The organism is Halobacteriovorax sp. XZX-3, from assembly GCF_043196495.1.
GTDB lineage: Bacteria > Bdellovibrionota > Bacteriovoracia > Bacteriovoracales > Bacteriovoracaceae > Halobacteriovorax_A.
Map to the genome: position 1 here is coordinate 2,041,982 of NZ_JBEBMO010000001.1, position 24,063 is coordinate 2,066,044.

The 24,063-nt window shown below is 33.6% G+C and carries 23 protein-coding genes; 16 read left to right on the forward strand and 7 right to left on the reverse strand.

The window, feature by feature from the left end; translation table 11 throughout:
• Window positions 1–4: 4 nt before the first annotated feature.
• The 6 genes from ABMA70_RS09850 to fliD all read right to left on the reverse strand — a co-directional run bounded on the left by ABMA70_RS09850 (window position 5) and on the right by fliD (window position 4,770).
• Window positions 5–145: a hypothetical protein gene (locus tag ABMA70_RS09850; protein ID WP_158246910.1), complete on the reverse strand. Its 141-nt coding sequence runs from the start codon at window positions 143–145 to the stop codon at window positions 5–7.
• Window positions 129–1,772 carry a glycosyltransferase family 9 protein gene (locus ABMA70_RS09855; protein ID WP_392993822.1) on the reverse strand — a complete coding sequence of 548 codons (1,644 nt, stop codon included), beginning with the start codon at window positions 1,770–1,772 and terminating at the stop codon, window positions 129–131. Before ABMA70_RS09855 ends, ABMA70_RS09850 begins: the two co-directional genes overlap by 17 nt.
• A gap of 9 nt (window positions 1,773–1,781) precedes the next feature.
• Window positions 1,782–2,480 carry a hypothetical protein gene (locus ABMA70_RS09860; RefSeq protein ID WP_103218494.1) on the reverse strand — a complete coding sequence of 233 codons (699 nt, stop codon included), beginning with the start codon at window positions 2,478–2,480 and terminating at the stop codon, window positions 1,782–1,784.
• Between the two features lie 108 nt (window positions 2,481–2,588).
• The gene (locus ABMA70_RS09865) at window positions 2,589–2,999 is read right to left on the reverse strand and encodes a hypothetical protein (protein WP_103218493.1); all 411 of its coding nucleotides are present in this window, start codon (window positions 2,997–2,999) and stop codon (window positions 2,589–2,591) included.
• Window positions 2,999–3,388 (reverse strand): flagellar export chaperone FliS, encoded by a 390-nt coding sequence (gene fliS, locus ABMA70_RS09870; protein ID WP_103218492.1) that lies wholly within the window; start codon window positions 3,386–3,388, stop codon window positions 2,999–3,001. The genes ABMA70_RS09865 and fliS overlap by 1 nt, the downstream gene beginning before the upstream one ends.
• A gap of 14 nt (window positions 3,389–3,402) precedes the next feature.
• A complete protein-coding gene (fliD, locus tag ABMA70_RS09875; protein ID WP_392993819.1) occupies window positions 3,403–4,770 on the reverse strand; it encodes a flagellar filament capping protein FliD in 1,368 nt (455 codons plus the stop codon).
• 255 nt (window positions 4,771–5,025) lie between these two features.
• Between fliD and ABMA70_RS09880 the strand changes: the two genes are divergently transcribed.
• The 5 genes from ABMA70_RS09880 to lepB all read left to right on the forward strand — a co-directional run bounded on the left by ABMA70_RS09880 (window position 5,026) and on the right by lepB (window position 9,831).
• Window positions 5,026–6,537 carry a hypothetical protein gene (locus ABMA70_RS09880; protein ID WP_103218490.1) on the forward strand — a complete coding sequence of 504 codons (1,512 nt, stop codon included), beginning with the start codon at window positions 5,026–5,028 and terminating at the stop codon, window positions 6,535–6,537.
• Window positions 6,538–6,675: 138 nt separating this feature from the next.
• Window positions 6,676–6,837: a hypothetical protein gene (locus tag ABMA70_RS09885; RefSeq protein WP_158246909.1), complete on the forward strand. Its 162-nt coding sequence runs from the start codon at window positions 6,676–6,678 to the stop codon at window positions 6,835–6,837.
• A 453-nt stretch (window positions 6,838–7,290) separates the two neighbouring features.
• Window positions 7,291–7,893 (forward strand): RlmE family RNA methyltransferase, encoded by a 603-nt coding sequence (locus ABMA70_RS09890; protein ID WP_103218488.1) that lies wholly within the window; start codon window positions 7,291–7,293, stop codon window positions 7,891–7,893.
• A 4-nt stretch (window positions 7,894–7,897) separates the two neighbouring features.
• Entirely contained in the window at window positions 7,898–9,109 is a 1,212-nt protein-coding gene (locus ABMA70_RS09895) for a penicillin-binding transpeptidase domain-containing protein (RefSeq protein WP_392993814.1), read from the forward strand.
• Complete coding sequence (gene lepB / locus ABMA70_RS09900) at window positions 9,106–9,831, forward strand: signal peptidase I (RefSeq protein ID WP_392993813.1); 726 nt, start codon at window positions 9,106–9,108, stop codon at window positions 9,829–9,831. The genes ABMA70_RS09895 and lepB overlap by 4 nt, the downstream gene beginning before the upstream one ends.
• Here the strand turns inward: lepB and ABMA70_RS09905 are convergent.
• Entirely contained in the window at window positions 9,815–12,145 is a 2,331-nt protein-coding gene (locus tag ABMA70_RS09905; protein ID WP_392993810.1) for a Smr/MutS family protein, read from the reverse strand. The two genes, lepB and ABMA70_RS09905, sit on opposite strands and share 17 nt — an antisense overlap.
• Between ABMA70_RS09905 and ABMA70_RS09910 the strand changes: the two genes are divergently transcribed.
• The 11 genes from ABMA70_RS09910 (at window position 12,144) to ABMA70_RS09960 (ending at window position 24,032) form a co-directional block, all read left to right on the forward strand.
• A complete protein-coding gene (locus ABMA70_RS09910; protein WP_392993807.1) occupies window positions 12,144–13,445 on the forward strand; it encodes a hypothetical protein in 1,302 nt (433 codons plus the stop codon). The genes ABMA70_RS09905 and ABMA70_RS09910 overlap by 2 nt on opposite strands.
• 40 nt (window positions 13,446–13,485) lie before the next feature.
• On the forward strand, window positions 13,486–14,265 hold the full coding sequence (locus tag ABMA70_RS09915) for a hypothetical protein (protein WP_392993805.1): 780 nt from the start codon (window positions 13,486–13,488) through the stop codon (window positions 14,263–14,265).
• The gene (locus ABMA70_RS09920; protein ID WP_392993803.1) at window positions 14,266–15,438 is read left to right on the forward strand and encodes a class I SAM-dependent rRNA methyltransferase; all 1,173 of its coding nucleotides are present in this window, start codon (window positions 14,266–14,268) and stop codon (window positions 15,436–15,438) included.
• Window positions 15,431–16,378, forward strand: coding sequence for a MoxR family ATPase (locus ABMA70_RS09925; RefSeq protein ID WP_103218481.1), 948 nt, complete (start codon window positions 15,431–15,433; stop codon window positions 16,376–16,378). Before ABMA70_RS09920 ends, ABMA70_RS09925 begins: the two co-directional genes overlap by 8 nt.
• 1 nt (window position 16,379) lies before the next feature.
• Window positions 16,380–17,225 (forward strand): DUF58 domain-containing protein, encoded by an 846-nt coding sequence (locus ABMA70_RS09930; RefSeq protein ID WP_103218480.1) that lies wholly within the window; start codon window positions 16,380–16,382, stop codon window positions 17,223–17,225.
• Window positions 17,225–18,007, forward strand: a complete 783-nt coding sequence (locus tag ABMA70_RS09935; protein WP_103218479.1) for a hypothetical protein — start codon at window positions 17,225–17,227, stop codon at window positions 18,005–18,007. The genes ABMA70_RS09930 and ABMA70_RS09935 overlap by 1 nt, the downstream gene beginning before the upstream one ends.
• A gap of 160 nt (window positions 18,008–18,167) precedes the next feature.
• The gene (locus ABMA70_RS09940; RefSeq protein WP_158246908.1) at window positions 18,168–18,986 is read left to right on the forward strand and encodes a VWA domain-containing protein; all 819 of its coding nucleotides are present in this window, start codon (window positions 18,168–18,170) and stop codon (window positions 18,984–18,986) included.
• Window positions 18,987–19,132: 146 nt separating this feature from the next.
• On the forward strand, window positions 19,133–20,794 hold the full coding sequence (locus tag ABMA70_RS09945; RefSeq protein WP_392993798.1) for a VWA domain-containing protein: 1,662 nt from the start codon (window positions 19,133–19,135) through the stop codon (window positions 20,792–20,794).
• Window positions 20,794–22,452, forward strand: a complete 1,659-nt coding sequence (locus ABMA70_RS09950; protein WP_103218476.1) for a BatD family protein — start codon at window positions 20,794–20,796, stop codon at window positions 22,450–22,452. Before ABMA70_RS09945 ends, ABMA70_RS09950 begins: the two co-directional genes overlap by 1 nt.
• Complete coding sequence (locus ABMA70_RS09955; protein ID WP_103218475.1) at window positions 22,439–23,359, forward strand: bifunctional riboflavin kinase/FAD synthetase; 921 nt, start codon at window positions 22,439–22,441, stop codon at window positions 23,357–23,359. The genes ABMA70_RS09950 and ABMA70_RS09955 overlap by 14 nt, the downstream gene beginning before the upstream one ends.
• Complete coding sequence (locus tag ABMA70_RS09960) at window positions 23,352–24,032, forward strand: hypothetical protein (protein WP_103218474.1); 681 nt, start codon at window positions 23,352–23,354, stop codon at window positions 24,030–24,032. The genes ABMA70_RS09955 and ABMA70_RS09960 overlap by 8 nt, the downstream gene beginning before the upstream one ends.
• The last annotated feature ends 31 nt before the right edge of the window (window positions 24,033–24,063 follow it).

Genomic DNA, 24,063 nt, shown 5'->3' on the forward strand with positions numbered 1-24,063 from the left:
TCTCCTATTCTTCTTCTAGGACAGAACATAGATATAAAAAGGCCATGTCGTCTTCGCTCAAGTTTTCTCTTTTGACTTGTTTCTCTTGAATTCTTTCAAGTTCTTTGAAGAATTCAGTCCTTAAATTGTTATGATCTTGATTCATTTAATAATTCCTTTGTAGATTCTTCTCGTAATCTACTACGACTCTCTCTTACTAAATTTGATACTTCTTTAATTTGTTCAAATTGTATTTGTAGATCATTTTTTAAAGCGATTAAAATATGCTCTACTTCTGATAGAGTCGGTGTTTCGATATTATTAATTTTTGCTCTGTAGAATAAAAATGGAAGTGCGCAGTAATCAGATGTATGACCTATATATAAATTAATATCCGCTAACTTTGCTTGTAGTTTTTGCGTGTCTTGTGCAAGTGTTGCCTTAATTGCTGCTAACACATGACGTGAGGATTTAATTAATTCCCCCTGAGCTTGCTCTAGCCAGTTGGACGTAAAGTTTAAGTCACTTTCGACAATACCGTGTCCAGAAAGTGTTTTTCGTTCTATTTTTCGATATAAGAAATCTCTTGATAGATACCTTTCAAGCTCTATTTCTGTATCGATACGTCCTTCTATATTTTTATAAAAACCACCTAATTCGTCGTGTTTGATTTGATAGATCGATATGTCAGTGTTTTGTAGATATTGTTCTTCTTTATTTAGGAAATACTTATTAAGTACATAAATAATATCTTCAGCTTTAATGATCTCATTATTTCTAACTTGTTTTTCCGTGTGTGCACTTGGGCCATAAGCAAAGTCGCGATCTTTAATTCGTGGAGTGATAATCATACTTTCTAAATTTGTTGTTCCTTGTTTAAGAAATGGTGAAGGACCCATTGAAAGCTCAATTGTTGGAACATCTAATATATCTGCCATATGCTTTATTGCTGTATCTGGTGTAATTAAAAGATCACAGTTGATTAACACTGATGGAAGAGCACTGAACTGTGCTTCAATTGTTACAGCTTTCTTGTCTAGTTCGGAATTGATTTTATTAGCATAAGATCTTTCGTCTGATGACGGAGCGATCACTAGCAATGGGATCGTATCTTCTTGTGCATTAAGTTTGTTAATAAGATTGATAAGTTCTTGCCTTTCAATCATTTTATTAATATTTGATGCTGTTAGTTGAATAGCTATCAGCTTAGGATCGATTTTTCCTTCGGCCTTTCTCATTTTTAAGAAATTTTGATGGCATACCTTATTGTATTCATTTGAAACGTGTAGGGCATTGAATGAGTTGTTTTCTTCAATTCCAACCATCTTATGATAGCAATCATTGAAATTTAGTGGAGCATATTTTTGTTGTGTAAGTACGTCATTAAATACAACTGCCCATTCATTTGAGTATTTAACATTACAGTTAAGGTCAAATTGAATACCTTTAAATTCTTTGTTTATATATGATGCTAAACTCGTTGAGATTCTATCGTTAGAGTAGTTTATTACTAAATTCCAACTTTTATTTATTTCTTTTATCGTTTTACCAAATTCATCGAGAGCAAAGCCGTTTGAATAGATCTTATTTTTTTTGTAGCTAACAATCTTTTTTCTATCAAGTGTGATGATATTTTTAACACCATTTAGTAACTCAGCAGACTTTTCAAATTCTTTGTTAATTAAAATCGTTATATTTGCTTCAGGGTGTTTGTTCTTTAGTGATGAGACAAGTCGTCCCATTTGAAAAATGTCACCATGTCTTTTGAAGTTGATAATTAGTATATCTTTCATCTATTCCTCTTAACCTTGCTTGATTACGGCATCAAAAGCCAGGAGTAAAAAATCATTTTTATTTTTAAATTGATTTGTTTGATATATTGCTCTGTCGATATGTTGATCAATTGTTAAGTCTTGATCAGCATTATAGAGTAGGGACTTAAGTTCGCTTGATTTAATATGCTCGATACAGTCACCGATTTTGCTACTCGCTTCAAAATCTAAAAAGTCTTTGTAGAACTTATTGTAAAGAGAGAATGAAGGAGCATGAGTAAGTATAGTTGGTTTTTGAGAAAGAAATGATGCGACATTCTTTTCTTTATAGATACTCGCCACATCATCAGTGGCATATACTTCGATGTTTTTATTTGGAAATAAATTGTTCTTTATACATTCTGTGTATGTTTGCTCATTAGGTTCAATGACAATAACTTTATAATCTTGACCATGGTATATTTCAAGAAGCTTACATGCTTCATAGACGTGGTAGGCAAAACCTAAACCTAAAATTAATAAATTCTTATTCTCTTTAAGTTGATGCTCGATATTGGCGATTAGCTTTTTAGCTTCCTTTGCAGGATGGTAATTCGAATGTAGGTGTACGCCGTTAATAACAGGTACCTTTAAATTACTTCGTGATTGTTTAATTTCGTACGAATGTATATCTAAGAAAGAAAGTGATTTTGCAGGAATTGCTTGTACTAATTCTTTTGCTAGTTCCATAATTTCCTCGTCCTAAGGCCCAATGGTCTTTATATAAAGTGAAGCTCTTTCCTAGAGCTCCACCATATTATACTATAATTTCGATTAAGGGGGCAAACTGGTCTAGTATTACCTGTTTTTTACATTGTTCAGGTTGTAGCCCTGAAATTGTTGACGTTTTTTGAAGACAGTTGAGATCTCTTTAGTAGTTGACTCTTTTGCTTGTGATAGTAGGTTTAAGCACTCATCATCAAGCTTTTGATTTTCATGAACAAGTTCCGTGACATCTTGTATCCAAGATTTAAAGATTTCGATATCTTCTTGTGGATAAATCACTTTATTATTCTGAATTTCAGCTTCAATATCATCTTGGAGTAGGCGAATGATATTAATCAGTCGCTCTCTATTTTCAGAGATATTATCAACGAGGTCAAATCTTCCATTGTTACATGAAGTGATCATAGACTTTGTAGAGTTAACGAGAAGTCCCAGTAAATCTAAATGTCTAGTGATCTTATTAAAGATCTCTATTGTGTTCATTATTTAGCCTTTTGCTCAACTCTAAGTTGCTTAACAGCTTCTTGCCAACCTTCATATAGCGTCGTTAAAACTTCAAGGACTCCTTTTAATGGTTCCTTGTCAATTTTGATATTTGCCTGTGTACTTGAAAAAAGCATAAAGTCATATAAAGATGAAAGTTCTTTGGCCACATCTCCACCAACTTCAAAGTCTAAACTACTGTTAAGCTCGATTATAATATCTTGTAGCTTTCCAATAAATTGTCCTTTCGCAGATAAGTCCTTCTTTTCAATTGCTTCAATTGCTTTTTTACAATTTTTAATAGCAGCTTGATAAAGCATAAGTAGGATTTGCTCCTTACTTGCTGTTTTTACAGATGTTTGTTTGTAGGCACCTAAACCGTAACTCATTTACTTCTCCTTAATTATCCCATCGGCTGAGGTCCGCCAAGGCCTGCACCTTGTGAACGAATCCTAGACATGGTTCCTTCTAAGCGTGAAAATTTATCTTTTAAGTTCTTTTCTTTTTGTTGAAGCATGTTCTCTCTTTGAGCAATCCTTCTATCAATTGTTTCAATATTATTTTCTAGTGATCTCTTTCTTGAAGAGAGTAGACCATTTGGAAACTGAAGAAGCTGGCCTACAGTTTCTTTGAGGTTATCGATGAATCCATTAGTTTTTGTACCGTCTTCGTAGCGACCAGTTAGAACTTCAGCAATATGATCGTAATCTTTCTCCATTACTGTTTGAAATTTCTTCTGATCAAACTCAAGTAAACCTTCCCTTGAAAATTGGATACCTAGTTCTCCGATACGAGAAGTCCCTCCGTCTTTAAGAGGAATATCTTTAAAGATTGCACTTCTTAATCGAGATTCGATTGATTGTAGAAGAATATCTCCACCTAGAGTTCGAGAGGTATCAGTCGTTTCATCCATTGTGTTTTGTTGTTTAATGAATGAGAATACACCGTTAATTTGATCAATTAGAGATTTTACTTTCTCTCCAATTTTTCCAGCATCTTCACTAATATTGATAGTGAACTCATCACCAGGCTTTGCCTTTTTAAGATCAAGAGTTACACCAGGTATTAGTTCTGCCGCTTTGTTTTCAGGTAATTCGATTTCAAAACCATCAAGTGCAACGACAGCGTCTTGGGCCTCTCTTTCAAATTCAATATAAAAATCTTGTTCACCATCTACGAAATAGAAGTGTGGAAATTCTGCCTTGTTAATATCACCAGTATCTTTTAGCGATAGGATTAGACGCCAAGGTGTATCTGATTCCGAACCGTCATTGATAACACTGGCCCTTAGTCCTGATTCTTCATCTTTGTTAATTAGTTTTGCTACTGACTTTAATGAAGCGTTGTCAGCATCTACGTATATTTCTTTTGTATCGCCACTTGGTAGTGAGTATTGAATAAACCCAACACCAATATAACTTTCATCTGGATCAGCAAAACCAGATGTCATGGCCGAAGACTTCTGTGCAAGTTGTTTAACTTCGAATTGATATGTTGCTGGTTCCGCAACGTTCTTATCCGCAGTAATTCCTACGATATCATCATTTCCAATAACACTTAATTCTCTTAGAGATCTGGCACTACCGTTTTGGAGGAGGGTTCCACGCATACCTTCAACTAGGGACGTAAGCTCTTGGACAAGTGCTTTCTTGTCAGAGATCTTACCTTTACGCATTTCCATATTTTGAATAGGAATTCGTTCAGCTTTCATAATTTGCTGAACAATATCCTTTGGAAGTCCCGTGTTAATGGAGCCCATTGCTATCGACAAAAATCCTCCTGATTTTAGATGTGAAAATCCTTTTCACACTTGTCTCCAACTCTGATTTTATCACACTTGAGCTTTTTTTTCCGTCGCATCATTAGTGGAAGAATTTTCTAGGCAAGGCCTCTTCGTCATTTGATGTTTTAGGGGCTATAATAGATAAATCCCTGAAAATAAAAAACCCGCCTTGTGGGCGGGTACTTTTCGAGAAAGTAATTTTTTTGGGATTGGGATTTTGTACTAAATTTATCGGGTATTACTGTGAAAACTTTAGAGAAAAAGTCGGATATTTACATTGAAAAGACAAAATTCTTGTTATTTCGACTAGTTACATATTTTACATTCTTATTATTGCCAATCTATTTGCAAAAAGAAGTTAATCTCGAGCCAATTTGGCAAATTATCGCAATGATTTTCTTTTCAATGTTTATTGTTTCTCAGTGGTTCTTACTGGGAAAGGAAATTGACCACCGATTAAAGATATATTTCAAAGTGAACTCATCCATCGATAGAGTCGTTTATCGACTTTTTATGGGGATGTTCTTTATGGCCATTTATTTCAACTTGCTAAGCCTTTTGCCTCACAAGTGGAGTTACAATATTTTTTGGCTTACGTGGATTGTGATGGGGCTATTTTATTCATGGCCTACGCGAGGAAAGATCATTAAGGAGTCGGTTTCGACTAACTTCCATGAGTATCGCTATCTTGATAAGTTTGAAAAGACAGTACTATTTTTAACAGTAGTTATGTTCTTTACTTCGCTACCTCAGTTGCCGAATTTATTTTCGACAAGTTCTCTAAGGCTGTTCTTTGATCCAAGTGAACGAGTCTCAGGAGCATTCTGGAACTTTATATCAATTAACTATATTCCATTTAGTAAGTATCCAAAGCTTTTAAATCTATCATGGTCGATTCATTTTTACTTTGTAACGATGTCTCTATTTTTGATGACCTTCTACGCTCTTCTTCGAAATTTTGTTTCAAGGAGACTATCTCTTCTTGGAGTATTCGCGTTAGTTTCTTCTTGGTCATTTTCAAAGATACTTGCAAATAACTACGGATTTACCCTTTTAACGACTTTTTCTGTTGTGTGGGTATGGTCTACACTCTGGTCGACAAAGAGTTCTACGTACCGTTCAGGGCTGTTTATAGGACTGCTAGGTGCTTGGGGAACAGTTATTGATAAGTCGAATATAATCTTATTAATAGTTCAACTCCTATTAATCCATTTTGTTTTCTTCAAAGAGGAAACTGCATGGTATAAGAGACAATTTTTCAAATATACATTGTTGGGAGTCTTTCTCTCTATTTCTCTGTTCTTTTTATCAACGAGCACCGTTTCAATCGAAATGATTGAAAGTGTAAACATAATTTCTGCAGAGATAATGAGGCTCGTGTCTCGTAAATCATTCTTTATTCTCTCAATTTTTGGCCTAATAGTTTTTATGTATAAAATTTTAGGGCAAACGCGAAGTGAGAAGCACAAAATACTAAATATCTCGCATGATTCTTCCATTAAGGTTGCTATCTCTATTCTGTGCCTCCTTCTAATTGACGTTCTCTTTAGCTCGCGAACATTTCAGGACTTTTCTATACTGTGGTTATTGGCATTTTTTAGTGTCTTACTTATCGAAGTTATCTTCCAGAAAATCAGAGGGCTTAGAAGCTCTAGGAATATGATATACGCGGTTTATATTATTATCTGTCTACTGGACTCACACTTTGAAGGACGAGTTAAAATCCTATTAAGAACGATCGGAGCAATTGACTAAAATCCTAGGACTTAAAATTATTTATTTATATGAGAATTAATTTATAATTTAATTAACGTTAACGATGAAAGGGAGTTTCATCTGTTTAAGTCTCATATAACAAGACAATTGTTTGAAGAGTTTTCTGATTCCTACAAAATGCGTAAAGACGCGGCCACTTCACATCCATTTGTATTTGTCGACCCAGCTGATAGTAGTATCAAGCTGATAGCTAGTTCATTTACTTATGATGATGGTGAAGAGTATGGAGCGATCCTAGCAGGTAGTGAAGAATTAGAATTCATGGTTACTTCCGAGTAACTGCCTCTACCTTACTGAAATAACTATTATTGTGCCTTGAGCATAAGGGAAATCCATCCCTCAAAATCTTACTTCAGATATTCGAAAAATATTATTGACAAGCTTTAAAAGCACTTTGAAATGTGCATATGTGGATAAGTTAGCTTTTTTTGTTGGTAAGTTTACTTGCGACCTGTCAAAACCTGTCATCACATCGCAACATCTAAGGTAAAGTGTTGAAAATAAGGCATTTCATTAGTAAAAGTTAAATTAATGAAAAATAACCAAGCATTATGGTCAAGTGTGGATAACTCTGTTAATAATGTTAGTAAAAAACCTGAGTCAATAAGTTTTTTCACAAAAGAAATTTTTTTTTCGCGCTCAGATGTAAGAAAAATGTCGTGGACTTACAAAAAGCGACTTTTTCAGTTTTTTGAATAATGTTGGTCTAATATCAGATATAAGGTTTAGTTAATGACGTTTAAAGTAAAAGATTATTATTACAACAAGGCTAAGAAAGAAAACTTTTTGGCCCGCTCTATTTATAAGCTAGAAGAAATTGATAAGAAGTATAAGGTTATCGAAAAGGGTAATAATGTACTCGACTTAGGTTATTTTCCAGGCTCTTGGATGCAGTATACGAGCAAGAAGATTGGGCCAGAAGGCTTTGCAGTGGGTATTGATATCAAGCCAGTAAATAAGAAACTTTTAGGAGTTAAGAATGTCAGGCTTTTTGAAAAGTCGATTTTTGATGTAACAACTGTGGAGGAGCTTGATTTTGATCGCAAATTTGATGTTGTGATTTCTGATATGGCCCCAAACACTACTGGTGTACGCTCTGTAGACCAGTTAAGAAGTTTAAATTTAATTGAACAAGTTTTTGCACATCTTGATGTCTTTTTAAAAAAAGATGGAAACTTTGTAATTAAAGTATTTGATGGCCATGAGGCCCAAGTCTTTTTAAAATCACAAAGAAGTATTTTTAAAGAATTCCATTTCCTAAAGCCGAAATCTACACGTTCGGTTAGTAAGGAGTTCTTTGTGATTGGTAAGGGCTATAAAGGTGTTCAAATATAGGTTTTTGTATAAGTATTTATTAGTTTTAGCTCCGCTCGCTTTAATAGGATATTTTTTAGTAGGAAAAGACGAGCAAAAGAAAATAGAAGTTAAGCCAAAGGCGAGTGAAATTGATAATCATCAATTGAAGCACTACCTCTCAAGCCAACTTTTAGATCCTAAAACTCCATTTAAACAAACAATTTCACATAATTCGAAATCTTACAAAGTGAACTATTCAACAGATCCTGAATTAGAGAGCTTTGTAAGAAAACGACTTCGTTATTATCGTCCTGATAAAGCAGCTATTGTTGTTATGGATAATAACAACGGTAATCTATTAGTCAGTATTGGATTTACAAGAGAAGGAAAGGTTTTTGATTACCTTCTTCCTTTTACTGGGACACATCCGGCAGCAAGTGTTTTTAAGATTGTTACAAGTGCAGATCTTATTAATAATGAAGATTTTAATATTCATGATAAGTTTAAATATCGTGGTCGCGGAACGACTCTTTATAAATATCAGTTAAAGAATAAAAAATCGCGTTGGCAGCGAACAACATCTTTTGATAAGGCTTTTGCATATTCTAATAATGTAATTTTTGGAAAGGCTGCAATTAATAATACAACTCCTGAAGAGTTAGAGGAGATGGCAAAGCGCCTTGGCTTTAATGACGAGTTAATGAAAGAAATTGACTTGGCCAAGTCGACATTTGAAATTCCTCAAACAGACTATGCAATGGCCGAAATAGCGTCGGGCTTTAATAAACGTACGCAAATCTCTCCGGTTCATTGTGCTGTACTATCAAGTGTTGTTGCTAATGATGGGATTTTACAATATCCACGACTGGCAACTGACTTAGTTGATGAACAGAATCAAAAGGTTTGGCAAAACGAAATTCGTAAAGATCAGGTTATTGGCCAGGATACTGCTAAAGAACTATCTGAACTAATGCAAGGAACGATTAAACGCGGTACTGCAAGAAGAACTTTTCGAAGATACATGAGTAGACGTATTGCTAATAAACTCGAGATAGGCGGTAAAACTGGTTCAATTACAGGTGGTTTTCCGTTTGGGAAAAGAGATTGGTTTACATCTTATGCTAAACCGAAAAATAATTTAGACGATAAGGGTATCTCTGTTTGTGTCATGATTATTAACTATAAGAAATGGTATGTGAAATCGACTAAGTTGGCGCAAGAAATTATTTCAAAGTATTATCGAGGAATTAAGTGAGTGATATTTTAGACGAGAAAATTGCTAGTCGTAAGAAAAGTTTTCTAAGGATGAGTCGAGACTCATTTCTAATAATATTATTTCTTTTGGTTTTTAGATCTTCTTTTTATGAGCCATATCGAATTCCCTCTGGTTCAATGATCCCGACACTAGAAATAGGTGATTTTATTTTAGTTGAGAAATTCAGCTATGGCATAAAGCTACCCTTTTCTGATATTGCCCTAGGTGGGGTTAATTCAAACCCTGTATATCTACTTAGAACTAATGATGTTCAACGTGGAGACATCATTGTTTTTAAATATCCAAACGATCCAAAAATTAATTATATTAAAAGAGTCGTTGGACTACCTGGTGAAACTATTGAGATTAAAAACAAGAAGATTTATATCAATGGTAAACCAATAAACGAAAAATTAATTGCAACAAGATTCAACGATAATTACGATTATCTTGAAACTAAGATGAATGAGAAAACATTTGTTGTTAAAAAAGATATGGATAATATCTATAAGCTAAACTATCCCGCAACAAAAATACCAAAAGGCCATTATTTCGTAATGGGAGATAATCGCGACAACTCTTCTGATTCTAGAGCATGGGGATTCGTACCATTTGAAAATATTAGAGGACGCGCCTTCTTCGTTTGGTTCTCAATGATGCAAGATAGCTATACTGGTCAAATGAATATAAAATCAGAGCGTATTTTTAAGTCGATTGAGTAAGATCGATTCTTGTTGCACCATCATTTCCTTCATCTGGTGACCAATTTAGATCTCTCTGTCTTCTAAGCTCATTTCTCAGCCATTTCTTTAATGTACCATCGCCATGGCCATGTACAATGATTAAATAGGGAATATGTCCCATTCTTAGATCATCAATGCATGAAAAAACTTTCTGCTGGAATTCGCTTAAACGCATCCCACGACAATTAACCTCTGTAGTGTAGTTAATGGTCTTAAAGACATTAATTTCAACTTTTTTTGCTTTTTGTGGCTTCTTATTGTTGATACCTTGTTGATCAAAAAGGGAAGCCTTTGGAACAGAAATTTTCTTTCCATTAACCTCAACAACACAATTCTTACCTTTTATTTCAGAAACAATACATGTCGAATTCAGACGGTCGCAAAAATAGCGAGAACCAACTTTTATCTCAGTTGCAATTTGTCTTTCTTCTTTTGGCCTTTCATTTCTATTTGGTTTAAGTCTTTCATATTGCTTGTTTAAGGTAGAAATTTCATTACTTAAGCTTTTAGTCTTAACATCATTAAGACCTTTTATGATCTTTTTAATTTCTTTTTCATATTGATCATAAGCTCTCTGTTTCTCTAAGAAGAGAATACCTTCTTGAGATTTTTTTTGATTCTTAAGTTCATGATTAAGCTGAATATTTTCTTTAAGTGTTTTGCTGATTTTTTCTTGTTTCTTAGATAGATCTTGAAGAAGCCTTTCATAAGTAACGTATTTAGTATCAAGCATTTTTTTAGCATCATCTAAAATAAATTCAGGAATATTGTGTTTCTTACTAAGTCGCTTAAATATCTCTAGTGCCATTGATGAACCAGGTGTTCCAATGATTAGTTTGTATGTAGGAGTATTATTATCAAAATCATAACCTACATGGGCCGAGATAAATTCTTCACTTTCTTGGATTTTGGTTTTAAGTAATTGGTGGTGTGTCGAAATAAGAACATCACATCCAAGTTCTTTTGTAACATAATTAATAATTGAATAAGCAAGTGATGATGCCTCATCTGAAGATGTCGAATTAAAAATCTCATCTGCAGCAATAAGTGAATCATTTTGAATATTTTCTAGCATTGATAAGATTACCTGAACTTCTCCCGCAAATGAGCTTAGTCCCATTTCTAAATCTTGGTAATCGCTGTCAAAGTAGAATACATCACTTTTATATTGTAGCTTTGCTTTTTGCGCAGGAATGAATAACCCAAGTTTTAGGAATAAATGGGCAATAACAATACTTTTGATGGATACTGTCTTACCACCTGTATTGGGACCAGAGATAATAATACCTCTTTTCTCACTATCAACTTCGATTGTGTTTCTGACACAATTATCAATTAGTGGATGATAAAAATCGACCAAGTTTGTTGAACCATCAATACTAACTTCTGGATAACAAAAACTTTTCGCGTGTGAATAACTAGCTAATGTATATGTATAATCTAATTCTATAAAAAATGAATACACATCATGCATTGTTGAAAGATCGTTATTCACTAGGTCACAAAAATTTTTACATATTTGTGATATGGCATAGTCAATTTTAGAGTTTATTTCGATAAGATCATTAGACATCTTTCTCGTTGCAACTGGTTCAACAAAAAGTGTGTTACCTGTTGAAGACCTTGCAACGATACTACCTAGATCACTTCTATAAGAGTCACTTCTGATTGGAATGACAAATCTTTCATTAATAATATCAAAAGTATCCATTTGAAGACGCTTGGAAATGTCTTCATCCTTAAGAATAAAATTGATTGTTTCTCGAATTCTTTTTTCTAATCCTAATTGTTCTTGGATAAGTGGTGCGATAATAGGGTGTCTTTCAAGATGAACACTGCCGTCTGCATCGACAAACTTTCTAAATGGATTGATAAATTTCTGCTTTAGCCTTTGAGTTTTATTCACTAACTCATCTAGATAAATTCGATAGTGGCTAAAATTAAGGACTCTTTTGGTTGAAAAAAGGTTTTCAATTGTATTTGCCAGAAAGTTAAGCTGATCTAATGTCGCAACGCCACCTTTAGAGATGTAATTTAGGGCATTGTGATTTTCTTCACTATCTCTCAAATTACTAAAAAAATAGTCTCCTAAACTACCTGACTCATCAATTTTCTTAATAATCTCATTTAAGTCAAAAAAATGCTCACTTAATTGTTCAGATTCGAATATCTTTGGATTATGTTCTATAATATTTTTATTAACTTGAAATCTTGCGTGGGTGATTATTTCAGAAGCTATCTTGCTCCAGTCAATATTACTCAGTGTTTGTGACAAAATTGTTGGATTATTCATGAATTTAAATTTCTCAGAGCTAGGGCGAAATGTCGATAGAATTAATGATCAATTAATTGAAAATGGCGCTTCAACAAATCCTCGAATACAAAAAATCTTCTCATCGGGAAAGCTCGTATTATTACAGCTTAGACTTAGAGGAAAGAATCTTTGCATTACAATTGGAAGAGGAGGAGAGCATTGTGGTATTTGGGACTCAATTCAATCGATTCCTTCAGAATATCGAATTACACGTGATCAGTTTCTAGAATTTCTAAGATCTAATATTCGAAATAGTCGACTTATTGAAATTGAAACTGATACCAAAGATAAGTGCTTAAATTTCAAGTTTTACGATAAGAGTAACCTTTTGCTTTTCTGGAAAGGACGACAACTATTCTTTAGTTATGTTTATATAAACGAGGGGAAGAAGTTTCACTTTTCTCCATGGCAATCGAATAAGAAGCAAGTTTTTGATTTTGAAAATTATTTCGACATCTTCAATGAATTAGGAAGAAAACAACTTGATACAAAAGATGTTAAGAAAAAAAAGCTTATTCTAGCTGAAGAAGATGTTTTTAATAAAAAAGCAGAGACAACTTATAATAAAAAATTGTTGCGTAAGAAAAATTTTATTCAAAAAGACCTTGAAAACTGTAAGGTTAGACATGAGCTTGAGAAGAAATTAATTAACGATGAATTAGATTTAAATGAACACGTTTTCAAATATAAATCACTCAAAGCTAAGTTTGATTTTGGCCTTAGTTACTATCAAAAGAAGAATATTCTTTTCACGAAGATTAAGAAATTGCGAAAAGGTGAGGAATTTCTTGAAAAACGTCTTGCTGATGTTATTAAAGAAATTGAGTCCAAGAAGGAAGTATTTGTTCGAGAAAAAGTGAATGTACCAGTTTGGAAGAAAGTAGCACCCAAAAATACGGAAGTTAATAAGTCGGATGATCATTCAATTTTTAAATGGAATGAGATATCAATTGCTGTTGGACTAAATACTAAGGGAAATGATTATATCCGAAGTAAATGGTCTAGTAAGGGTGATATTTGGTTTCATATAGATGGAGATAAGAGTGCTCACGTTATTGTTAAGAATTTAGAAGGCTTTGATTTTGATAAATATAGTGTAGTTGCTTCAATTCTAGCTGATTACAGTGAGTTTAGTGCTGATCAAATACCTGTTATATTTACTCAGGTAGAGAATTTAAAAGGTGTTAAGGGCTCTGCAGGTAAAGTTATTTATAAGAAGGAAAAGCATTTGATTTTACCTAAAGTCAATTGGAAGGAAATAATTTCAACTAGTTGGTAAAGGTCTGTGTCCCTTTTAAAATAAGTTAAAAGGACATATTATGCTAAAATTTAACTTATCCCTAATTGTTGTTTTATTACTTTCTGTCACATCTGTATTTTCTAACAATAGTAGTATTTTTAATGATCACAAATTAAGAACCTACACTCCATTAGAAGGGGAGATTCAAGATTTATTTTTCGATATTCGAGAACCTAATCTTGAAAAGTATGTAAGAGCAAATACGGCCCTTGAGCCTGATGATGTTTACTATCGTGTTTATTGGGTATATCCAAACAATATTAGAATTAGAGTTGAAGGGTTACCTGAAAAAGGTTTTGATTTATTAAAGCAGACTTTGATTGCAAAAGTTAAACCTTACGTAGAATTAGTTTTAGCGAAAAATCTAACGACTCCTTTAGAAATGAGTGCATTTAAGAAGGATCCTAAAAATAATAGTCGATTCATACGAGTGAAGGATCAAGCAGAATTATTAGATTTGAGTATTGAATTGTATTCAAGTGGACAAATTAAAGAGATTGAATCAAGTAGTCCACAGTTGCATACAAAGACTTCTTTTTCATATTCAAAAAAATCATGGGCAAAAGGGAAAAGTGTTATTTCACAGATATCAATTTCTGAAGGAAGAGGTGCTTCTTCAATTCTCAAAGAAATTGAAATTGAATATGAAAAATTTGGTACTTTCGGATTACCTAGTAATATCGAAGCAGTATCGTATGCCATAACTGGCGATAAAAAGGTTGAGCTAGGTAAGTTAGATTTGAAGATTCAAAATTATCAAATTAATACTGGGCAAGCCAAAAAGATTATAGGCCTATAAATGAGACAAATAGAAATTAATAAAAAAGTTAGACTTTACTTTGAAAGTAAAGTTATCCATTTATCTGAAATTGATATTGAGGATTCTCTACGCTCTTTTCGTCCGGGGGAATGGTGTAGTTTCAATCATTTGAAAAATAAGTATATTGGCTTTGTGAATCCAAACTCGACAAGAAAAAAGAATGTCGTTGTCTTGAATTCAACTTTAGGGCCATGGGATTACATCTCTAAAACAATTGAAAAGGCGATTCGTTATCGAAATGAAATTGGTTATGGTAAAAATGCTAGGTTAATTTATGGAGATGAGGATGGACTGCCTGGACTTATTCTCGATGGATATCAGAACTGTGCAATTCTACAAATCAATACAGCTGGAATGGATGGCTTTCGTAACGAGATAAAATCACATATCCAAAGCTTAGTAGATAAAGAAGTGATCCTTCTTGATAATAAGAAATATAGAGATATAGAAGAGCTTCCTGTTTTTGAAAGTGATGAATTACCAGATGTTATAAAAATTGAAGAAACAGAATTTCAATATCAAATCAAGAAAGATCTAATGCAGAAGGTTGGTTATTATTACGACCACCGAGAAAATAGAAGAAAATTTGAAGATCTAATTAAAAGAACAGGACAGAATTATAAGACTGGTTTAGACCTCTTTACCTATGTGGGATCATGGGGATTACACCTTCTCAGAGCTGGTGTTGAAAATGTTGAGTTTGTTGACCAAGCTAATATGAGTGAAGTTGTACATAATCATCTTGAAATTAATAATTTCAGTGGCAGAGGAAACTTTACTCGTAATGATGTATTTAAGTTCTTAGATGAAAAAGTGAGTGAAGGGAAAAGTTACGATGTAATTGTCTGTGACCCTCCTGCTTTTAGTAAGAGTTATAAAGACAAAAAGGCTGCTATAAGTGGCTATGAAAAATTATATACAAAAATATTCAAAATGATAAACAAGGGTGGAATTCTTGCTGCTGCATCTTGTACTCAAAATATTTCAATGAATGAACTAGATCAATGTGTAGCTCGTAGTGCGCAGAAGAATAATTTATCAATCCGCTTAATTGACACAGGAATACAAGGACTAGATCATCCAATTAGCAAATTAGAATCAAAATCAAATTACATAAAATATTTAGCATATAAGGTGGAAAGAAATGACTGATAGTTCAAGACAGAAGGTTAATAGTGTTTTAGATAGGGCCAAACGTATTGTTTATGGTCAAGATGAAATGCTTGATAGTATCATTGCGGCTTTAGTCTGCGAAGGACATCTCTTAATTGAGGGGATGCCTGGACTGGGTAAAACTTTATCTGTTTCTACAATGAGTAAGCTATGTGACTTAACTTTCAAAAGAGTTCAGTTTACGCCTGACCTACTTCCCTCTGACTTAGTTGGAACGATGGTCTACTCTCAACAAAAGGAAGAGTTTTCTACAAAGTTTGGTCCAATCTTTACACAACTTTTACTTGCGGATGAGATCAATCGATCTCCTGCCAAGGTACAATCAGCTTTACTTGAGGCCATGGCCGAAAAACAAGTTACAATTGGTGACTCTACTCATAAGTTATCGAGCCCATTTGTTGTACTAGCAACACAAAACCCAATTGAGCAGGAAGGAACTTATCCGCTTCCAGAAGCGCAGTTAGACCGTTTTATGATGAAAGTTAGTGTAAATTATCCTGACTTCGAAGCGGAAAAATCTATTTTAGATTTAGAAAATGTAAAGCAAGACCTAGGCTCTTTTCTTTCAACCGACGATATCCTATCGATTCGCCAAGAGATCGATAAAGTATACGTCGATGATAAGATGAAAGATTTAATTATTAAAATTGTAAGAGCAACCAGACCTGGAGATAAGCATTTTTCTCCTGATTTTAAAGGACTTGTACAAGCAGGAGCTTCTCCACGTGCAGCAATCTGGCTACAGAAACTAGGTCGTTTTAATGCCTTTATGGCCCAACGTGATTTCGTTACACCAGATGATGTAATGAAAGTCGTTGCCTCAGTGCTTGGGCATAGAATTATTTTAACTTATGAAGCATCCATTGATGGAATTAATCCGAGAGACTTAGCAGTTAAGATTGCTCAGAAAATGATTTAATATGAAGACACTTGAAGTACATCAAATTGTTCAAAATATGAAAAATAGTTTGTTCAAACGATCAAACTCATTTTCTATTGGTATGCTTAAATCTCACTTCAGAGGAACGGGATTAAAGTTTAAGGAACATCAGGTGTATGTTCATGGTGATGATGTTCGTTTTATTGACTGGAAGATGGTCGCAAAAACAAATACTCCATATATTAAGACTTTTGAAGAAGAGAGAAATGTTGAGATTACAATTCTTTTAGATTGTAGTCCCGGTATGGTTATCGGACACAACGGAAAGTCTAAGCTTGCAGCAGCTTTTGAAATTATATCGTTACTTTATTTACTCTCAGAAAAAACACATGACTATATAGAGACAATTATTTGTTTGAATGATCGAGTCTTAAGAGTTCAAAAAAAGAGAGGAGAGGCAGGTCTCGTTGCGTTTGTTGACGCCTTGAGGAAAACGAATGTTATTAATCAAGCCGGAGAGATTGATGTTGAATATCTGGTTTCTCAAAAAGAAAGAAATTTCGCTAAATTTGATGCCGAACTAGTTCGTGAATTTTATAAGAAAAGAGAAGTCGTTATTCTAAGTGACTTTTATGAATTCTTATCTCCAGAAACCCTGAAGAGACTAACTGCACGTAAACATGTTCATGCTTTTCGTTTGCTCTGTCCCCTCGATACTTCTAATGAGTTTCGATTCTCTATTGTTGGACGTATCGCTGGTAAAGGTAGTGGTAAGGTTGATACTAGATTAAAAGGAAAGGCGGAAGTTTTAGATTTTGGATTTCGTTTAAAAGATATAAATGTAGGGGATCGCTATTTAGAAGACTTTGTTAAGGAGATGTTGTAGTGAAAGCACGTTTCTTTTATGCATTCTTTTCAATTTTATTAATTTGTATGTCATTTAGCTCCTTAGCTTTAGACACCAAAATTGAGATAAGTATTGATAGTGAGAATAATGTTTGGAGTGTTGGTGAAATTAAAGACTTTAAGCTAACTATTTATCCAATAAATGACATAGTAGATGAAGATATAAAGGCTCATTTATTATCACGTGATTTTGCTGATATTATTAAAATATCAAAAGTTAATAAACAGTATTTCCTAGCTGCTAATCCAGAATATTATATTATTGAAGCCAGTGGTGTACTTATTGCTACACCAAAAGATTCGTTTCCAAAAATCTGGGATTATCGAGGAATGGCCCTAGGGGTTACATTTTCAGACATTAGTTTTCAAGATACTACAATTAAACAACAGGATTTTTTTGTATTTAACAAAAAGCTAAACGAAAATAAATCGATTTTAGATTATTCAATTTATCTTCTTATCGTTCTTATGGTTCTTGGATTGGCCATATATGGTTATCTACAATTTTCAAAAAAAAGAAGAGAGCATCAAAATTGGCAAAAAAGAGTTTTAACTTTTAAAAGTGCTGATACACGTGAAAAGCATGAACTTATATATAGTGAGAAGGATTCTTTTTTTGAATTATTTGAAAACCGCGAAGCCTTTAAAAATTATTTGAATAAAGTAAATGAAGTTCAATATAAAAGAGCTTGGACACCTGAAGATGATGTAGCAATTGTAGCTCTCCATGAAAAAGCAAAGGAGAATATCGTTGTTAAGTAACTATATCTTTCATAATAAGTACTTATTCATCTTTGGAGTTATTGGCTTTCTCTTTTGGTGCGCTGATTTTTTTGCCATTTTTAAAAAAGGTGAACTTATCTTACCTCCTAAATATAGCTTAAAGAAAAAGCCGTCATTTCTAAGAGGGTTGCTGTTTCTAATGGCCATTGGTGCTTGGGCATTAATAAGCTTTTCATTAATGGGCCCAAAAACTCCAATGGGTAAAAGCAATGTGAAGAAAGAGATTAATGACATTTATTTTGTAGTCGACGTCTCTAGATCTATGTTGGCAGAGGACTTCCCGCCAAATCGCTTGGAAGCGGCAAAAGGGCAAATAAGAAAGTTCATTGAACTATCTCCTGTTGATCGCATCGGTATTATTATGTTTGGAGATAAAGTTTTTACACTAATTCCTGTGACTACTGATTTGAAATTAGTCGAACAATCGGTAGAACAAATTAATATTGGTTTTCTAGGCTCAGGCACAAATATTGGGGATGCCTTAGGGCTTGCACTAGCACGATCTGAAACTAGTGTTGCTGAAAACAAATCTATAATTTTACTGACTGATGGTAGTGCCAATGCCGGATTAATGTCACCGATGCAGGCAGCAGAAAAAGCTAAAGAGCTTGGCATTAAAATATACACAATTGGTATTGGTGGTGATCCTGATGCTAAACTACCAGTTGGTCGTGATGCATTTGGTAGAATGAGATATCAAAATATGCCTGGTCAAAGTATGGACTTTGAAACTTTGCAAAAAATAGCTGAGATGTCTGGTGGAAAAGATTTTGTTGCCTCTGATAATGAATCTTTGAATGAGGTACTTTCTGAAATTAATAAATTGGAAAGAAAGGGCCTTGAAATTAAAGGGCGAATTATTTATCAAGAGGACTATTACAAGTTCTTACTTGCTGGCGTTTTACTTTTGATATTAATTGAAAGTACTCGTAGATTATATTTAAGGGAAGTAGCATAATGGATTTTGTTAATACAAAGCTATTGATTATATCTATTATAGTAGTCGCTATATTTATATTTTTTCTTACCTTATTAAGAAAGAAATTTTTCAAGATTGTTAAACAAGTATGGAATTTTGATTCGCGTTTTATTTCTAAGCTATCTATGTTCTTATATGCGTTAGCATTTTTAGGTTTTGCCTTATCTTTAGGTGACTTAAGAGGGCCGGAGGAACTTGTTGAATCTAATATACCTAATCAACGTACACTTATTCTAATTGATAACTCGCAAAGTATGTTAGTTGAAGATATCAGACCTAATCGTATAGCTAAAGCTGCAATTATTGCTAAACATCTTGTGAAAAATGCATATGGGCACCAGATTGCATTAAGTGTCTTTTCTGACATACAAAGAAAAATTGTACCCTTTACTGATGATGTTGATATTTTAGAGTCACGTTTAGGAAGTATGCTGAGCGCAACACCAGAAGGTGGATCTAATGTGAGTCTTGCTCTTAAAGAAGCTTTTCAGTTTTTTAAAACGAGTGAAGGTTTTTCTAAAGGAAATATCCTCTTAATCACTGATGGTGAAGAGCATGGAAGTGTTGATGTTGAAATACCAGACGAAATCAGCCTTGCTATTATTGGCGTAGGAACTGAAGAAGGTGGAAAAATTCCAATGCGTGGAAAACGTGGAAACTTCTTCGGATATAAAAAGTTTAATGGTGTTGAAATTATATCAAAAATGAATAAACAATTTTTTGAAGATTTAGTCGGTAAGTCAAAATATGCAAAAGTATGGTTTGTTGAATCATATAGTTTACCGACGCAAGAAATATTGGCTTTCTTTAAGGATGTACATTTAAATTCTTTTACAAAAGGAACTTTGAGGTCTAGGCCGGTTTTAGGATATTGGCTTATTGTTTCAAGTATCTTGTTGTATGTGTTTTCTGTATTACTTGGGCGCTTTAGAACTTTTAAACCAGCTGTCTTAGTTTTACTTATGTGTCTTTTTATTTTGCCTGAAGTTAATACTTTTGCTCAGGACGATGAAGAAACTCCAGTTGATCCCTTACAGCAGGAACTTGTAGATAAAATGAGGGCCGGTAATATTTCTAAAGAAGAGAAGTTGAAACTGGCCGAGCTTTTTCTTAGGCAAAAAGAGGGGCAAAAGCAAGCTGCAGAAATTTATAATGAAACATTAAAGAATTATGAAGATGAAGCACCGGCAGATCTATTTAATTATGCAACTGCACTTTTGAAAGATAATCAATTCGTAGACTCTATTAATTTGTATAAGTACATATTGGAGAAGAACTCAAACAATAAAGAATTAGAGCAAGTCATTAAGGAGCAAATTAAGTTTGCCCTACAAAAGCAAAAACAAGACAAGCAGAAGAAGAAAGAAGAAGAAAAAAAGAAGCAACAAGAAAAGAAAGATAAAGAAAATAAGGATAATCAGGAAAATAACGAGAATAAAGATAATAATGATGACCAACAGAAAAAAGAAGGTCAACAAGACAATAAAGATCAAAAAGACAAGGGTCAAAAAGGAAAGGACTCTAAAAATAATAAGGACAATAAGAAATCAGACTCTTCAGATAAAAATAAAGATAAACAACAGTCTGAAGGTGATCAAAATAAAAATGAGAAGAAGAAACAAAAAACTCAGCAGCAACAATGGAAAGAACTTGAAGATCAAGCTAAGAAAAAGAAGCGTATGAGAAAGGCAAATGGTGTCTTCAAACAAATCATGAATGATGACTCTCAGTTGCAAAAGAAACTTTTTGATTCAACCTCAGATGGTAATAATCGTAAGGATTGGTAATGTTTAAGTATATAGTTTTATTTTTGTTAACATTTTCTTCGCTAGCACAAACGATAACAGCTAAGGTAAGTTCATCAGAAGTATCGTTAGAAGACTCTTTTAAGTTGATAATAAATTTTGAATATCAAGGAGAGACTGAACCATATGTTAATTTTAAATTGAATAATGCTGAAATCGTATCTGATAATACGAACGATGCAAGCCGTCTTATGATAAAGGGTTACTTTGCTGGCGGTAAGATGGTTCAAAAGAAAGTTTATAACTATGTTTATGAGCTGAGGGCCATTAAAACAGGTTCTGCAGTTATTAGAGATATTAAAGTTGATTTTGGTGCCCAAGTTGTGAAACACAGATCATTAACTGTTAGAGTTCTTAGTCAAAGAGCAAGATTGCAAGATTATTTTGTACGTGCTGAAGTTGATAAGACACAGGCATATGTAGGTGAAAAGATCGACTTGGTTTATTACATTTACTTTAAAGGGCAGATTTCAAATCCTGAATTTGTAAAATTCCCTGTTCAAAAGAACTTTTTAAAAAGATTTGAATTACCAAGATCTTCGGTTGAAAGTGTAAGTATTCAGGGAGAAATTTATAAACGAGCCGCTTTGTATAAAAGTGTACTATATCCTGAAAAAGCAGGTGACTTATCGATAGATCCAGTTGAAATACGTTTTCAACATCCCGATTATACAAGTAGACGTGGGAATGCCTTTGGGATGTCCTTTACCTTTAGTACTGGTTCCGAAAAAACTAAAGTGTTAAGGAGTGATCGAGTTAAGATTAAGGCATTGCCTATACCTGTTGAAAATATGCCTAAATCATTTACTGGTCTAGTTGGTAAACATACTTTCAACCTAAGCCTGAATAAAAGTAAGATTGTCGTAAATGACGTACTTGAGGCACGTTTAGAAATTCGTGGTGATGGCGCTTTAGAGAAGTTTGATGCTCCTCGCTTGATAACATCAGATGCGTTTGAAGTTTTCGAAACAAGAGCAGAAATGATTGAACAAACAGCTTTAGTTAAAAATAAAGTTTTTGATTATACGTTTCTAGCGAAGAGGGCAGAGTTCGTATCGGAAAGGAAAATAGAACTATCTACATTTAACCCACTAACAGGGAATTTTGAAACGACAGAATTAACAATTGATCCATTGATTATCATAGGTTCCGGTTCTGCGGCTTCAAATATAGCTTCTGATGAGACTAATGACGTTGTTAAGAAAGTTCAGCAGACAGCTCCTGCCGAAGTGAAGACTGTTGTTTCTGGAAATATTATGGCCCCTGTTTTTACGAATTCTAAGAAAAGGAATTTGTGGGACATTATTAATTACTCTTTAATCGGGATCGCCGCTTTTGTAATTGCACTAACAGCATTTCCTTACATTCGCTTCTTTGATAGAGACCCATTTAAGAATCTTAAAAGAGAATTTAACTATTCTAATATTTTTCACCATATCACGACATTTACACCAGATGTGCATGGTGATAGTTTAAATGATCGTATTAAGGGGATGAGAGTCTCTCCTGAGGCACGAAAGTACTTTAATGACTTGGTTGATAATGCTGGAAAAAATGAATACAAGGGAGCCAAGTTACCTCTTAAGTATAAAAAAGAATATTGGCAAGAATTAGCTAGAGCAAATAATGAAAATAATTAAAAGTTTAAAAGATATTGAATGTGATAACTTTGCTATAACCATAGGAAACTTTGATGGTGTACATCGAGGACATCAAAGAATTATTAAGCAAATTTATAGTGAGTGTAGCGAAGCTAATTTAAAGCTCGTTGTTATCACTTTCACTCCACATCCTGTAGAAATTCTTAACCCTAAAGAACACTATCTTATCAATAGTTATGAGGAAAGAAGAGAACTTCTATCTGAATTAAGTATTGATTATCTTCTTGAAATTGAATTTAATCGAGATCTTTCAATGAAAGAACCAGATGATTTTTTAAACGAATATATTTTCAATCACGTTGAACCACAAAGAATATACTTAGGACATGATTTTGCCTTTGGTGCTCAGAAAAAAGGGAACCATGAGTTTGTTAAGAAATTTTGTGCTGATAAAGTAACAGATGTTAATGTTCTATGCTCTTACGATGTTGAAGGGGATAAAGTATCAAGTACGATCGTACGAGATGCACTATCTGTCGGTGATGTTGAAAGCGTTGCTAAATATTTAGGGCGCGAATACTTTATTCGCGGACGAGTAATCAAAGGAGCAGGTCGAGGTCGTCAGATTGGAATTCCAACTGCAAATTTAGCACTTGATCGCTATCGTCGCTACCCTAAAAATGGTGTTTATATAACTAAAACGAAATTTGGTGAATCAACTTGGTTTTCTGTGACAAATATTGGCCACAATCCTACATTTACTAACGGTAATAACGTTTTTGTGGAAACACATATTTTAGATTTCGATAATGATATCTATGGAAATGAATTAGAAGTTTCTTTTGTAAAGAGGCTAAGAGATGAAAAAAAATTCTCTTCAGTTAATGAGCTTATTGAACAAATAAAGCTTGATGTAGAAAAGACTCGAGAATATTTTAATGCTTAAGCTTGGTTTACTGGGAAAAGATATTCAACACTCAAAGTCACCACAAATCTATGATGAATTATACAGTGGTCAGGTAGAATATAGTCTTTTAGATGTCTCTTCTGAAGATAAGATTCCTTGCCTTAAAGATATATTTAAAACGTTACAAGGCCTTTCGATTACAGCGCCATACAAGAAACACTTTTTAAATGATGTAATTCTAGAAGAGAGTGTTCGAAAAATAGGGGCGATAAATTGTATTAAATTTGATGGTACACAATTTTATGGCACAAATACGGACTTCTTAGCGGCCAAGGAGATCATATTAAATAATTCATATCATAAGAAAGATATCGTCATGCTTGGTGATGGCGCAATGACGGATATGTTTAAGGTCTTATTTGAAGAGCTAAATATTAGCTATCATCAATTTTCTAGGCGAAAAGATGGTGACCTTAATGCAGTTAAATACGAACAATATGTAGAACTAGATAATCTATTGATTATCAACTGTTGTGCTCGTCAATTTCAATTTAATTTATCGTTATCAACTAAGTCTATTTTCTGGGATATGAACTATTCCCATCCATTTCATCACTCTTTTCTGAGCAATAAACTCACTTATATAGATGGAAGTGAACTTCTTTACCTACAAGCCGTAGCAGCAAAAAAATTTTGGAACTTTACGTTATAATAGTAAATAAATAGTAAATAGTTAGTGTATC

Coding starts and splice junctions, on each gene's coding strand:
- ABMA70_RS09850 (WP_158246910.1), bottom strand. CDS start 145: ATGAATCAAGATCATAACAATTTAAGGACTGAATTCTTCAAAGAACTT.
- ABMA70_RS09855 (WP_392993822.1), bottom strand. CDS start 1,772: ATGAAAGATATACTAATTATCAACTTCAAAAGACATGGTGACATTTTT.
- ABMA70_RS09860 (WP_103218494.1), bottom strand. CDS start 2,480: ATGGAACTAGCAAAAGAATTAGTACAAGCAATTCCTGCAAAATCACTT.
- ABMA70_RS09865 (WP_103218493.1), bottom strand. CDS start 2,999: ATGAACACAATAGAGATCTTTAATAAGATCACTAGACATTTAGATTTA.
- fliS (WP_103218492.1), bottom strand. CDS start 3,388: ATGAGTTACGGTTTAGGTGCCTACAAACAAACATCTGTAAAAACAGCA.
- ABMA70_RS09885 (WP_158246909.1), top strand. CDS start 6,676: ATGCGTAAAGACGCGGCCACTTCACATCCATTTGTATTTGTCGACCCA.
- ABMA70_RS09890 (WP_103218488.1), top strand. CDS start 7,291: ATGACGTTTAAAGTAAAAGATTATTATTACAACAAGGCTAAGAAAGAA.
- ABMA70_RS09910 (WP_392993807.1), top strand. CDS start 12,144: ATGAATTTAAATTTCTCAGAGCTAGGGCGAAATGTCGATAGAATTAAT.
- ABMA70_RS09905 (WP_392993810.1), bottom strand. CDS start 12,145: ATGAATAATCCAACAATTTTGTCACAAACACTGAGTAATATTGACTGG.
- ABMA70_RS09915 (WP_392993805.1), top strand. CDS start 13,486: ATGCTAAAATTTAACTTATCCCTAATTGTTGTTTTATTACTTTCTGTC.
- ABMA70_RS09920 (WP_392993803.1), top strand. CDS start 14,266: ATGAGACAAATAGAAATTAATAAAAAAGTTAGACTTTACTTTGAAAGT.
- ABMA70_RS09925 (WP_103218481.1), top strand. CDS start 15,431: ATGACTGATAGTTCAAGACAGAAGGTTAATAGTGTTTTAGATAGGGCC.
- ABMA70_RS09930 (WP_103218480.1), top strand. CDS start 16,380: ATGAAGACACTTGAAGTACATCAAATTGTTCAAAATATGAAAAATAGT.
- ABMA70_RS09940 (WP_158246908.1), top strand. CDS start 18,168: ATGGCCATTGGTGCTTGGGCATTAATAAGCTTTTCATTAATGGGCCCA.
- ABMA70_RS09945 (WP_392993798.1), top strand. CDS start 19,133: ATGTTCTTATATGCGTTAGCATTTTTAGGTTTTGCCTTATCTTTAGGT.
- ABMA70_RS09950 (WP_103218476.1), top strand. CDS start 20,794: ATGTTTAAGTATATAGTTTTATTTTTGTTAACATTTTCTTCGCTAGCA.
- ABMA70_RS09955 (WP_103218475.1), top strand. CDS start 22,439: ATGAAAATAATTAAAAGTTTAAAAGATATTGAATGTGATAACTTTGCT.
- ABMA70_RS09960 (WP_103218474.1), top strand. CDS start 23,352: ATGCTTAAGCTTGGTTTACTGGGAAAAGATATTCAACACTCAAAGTCA.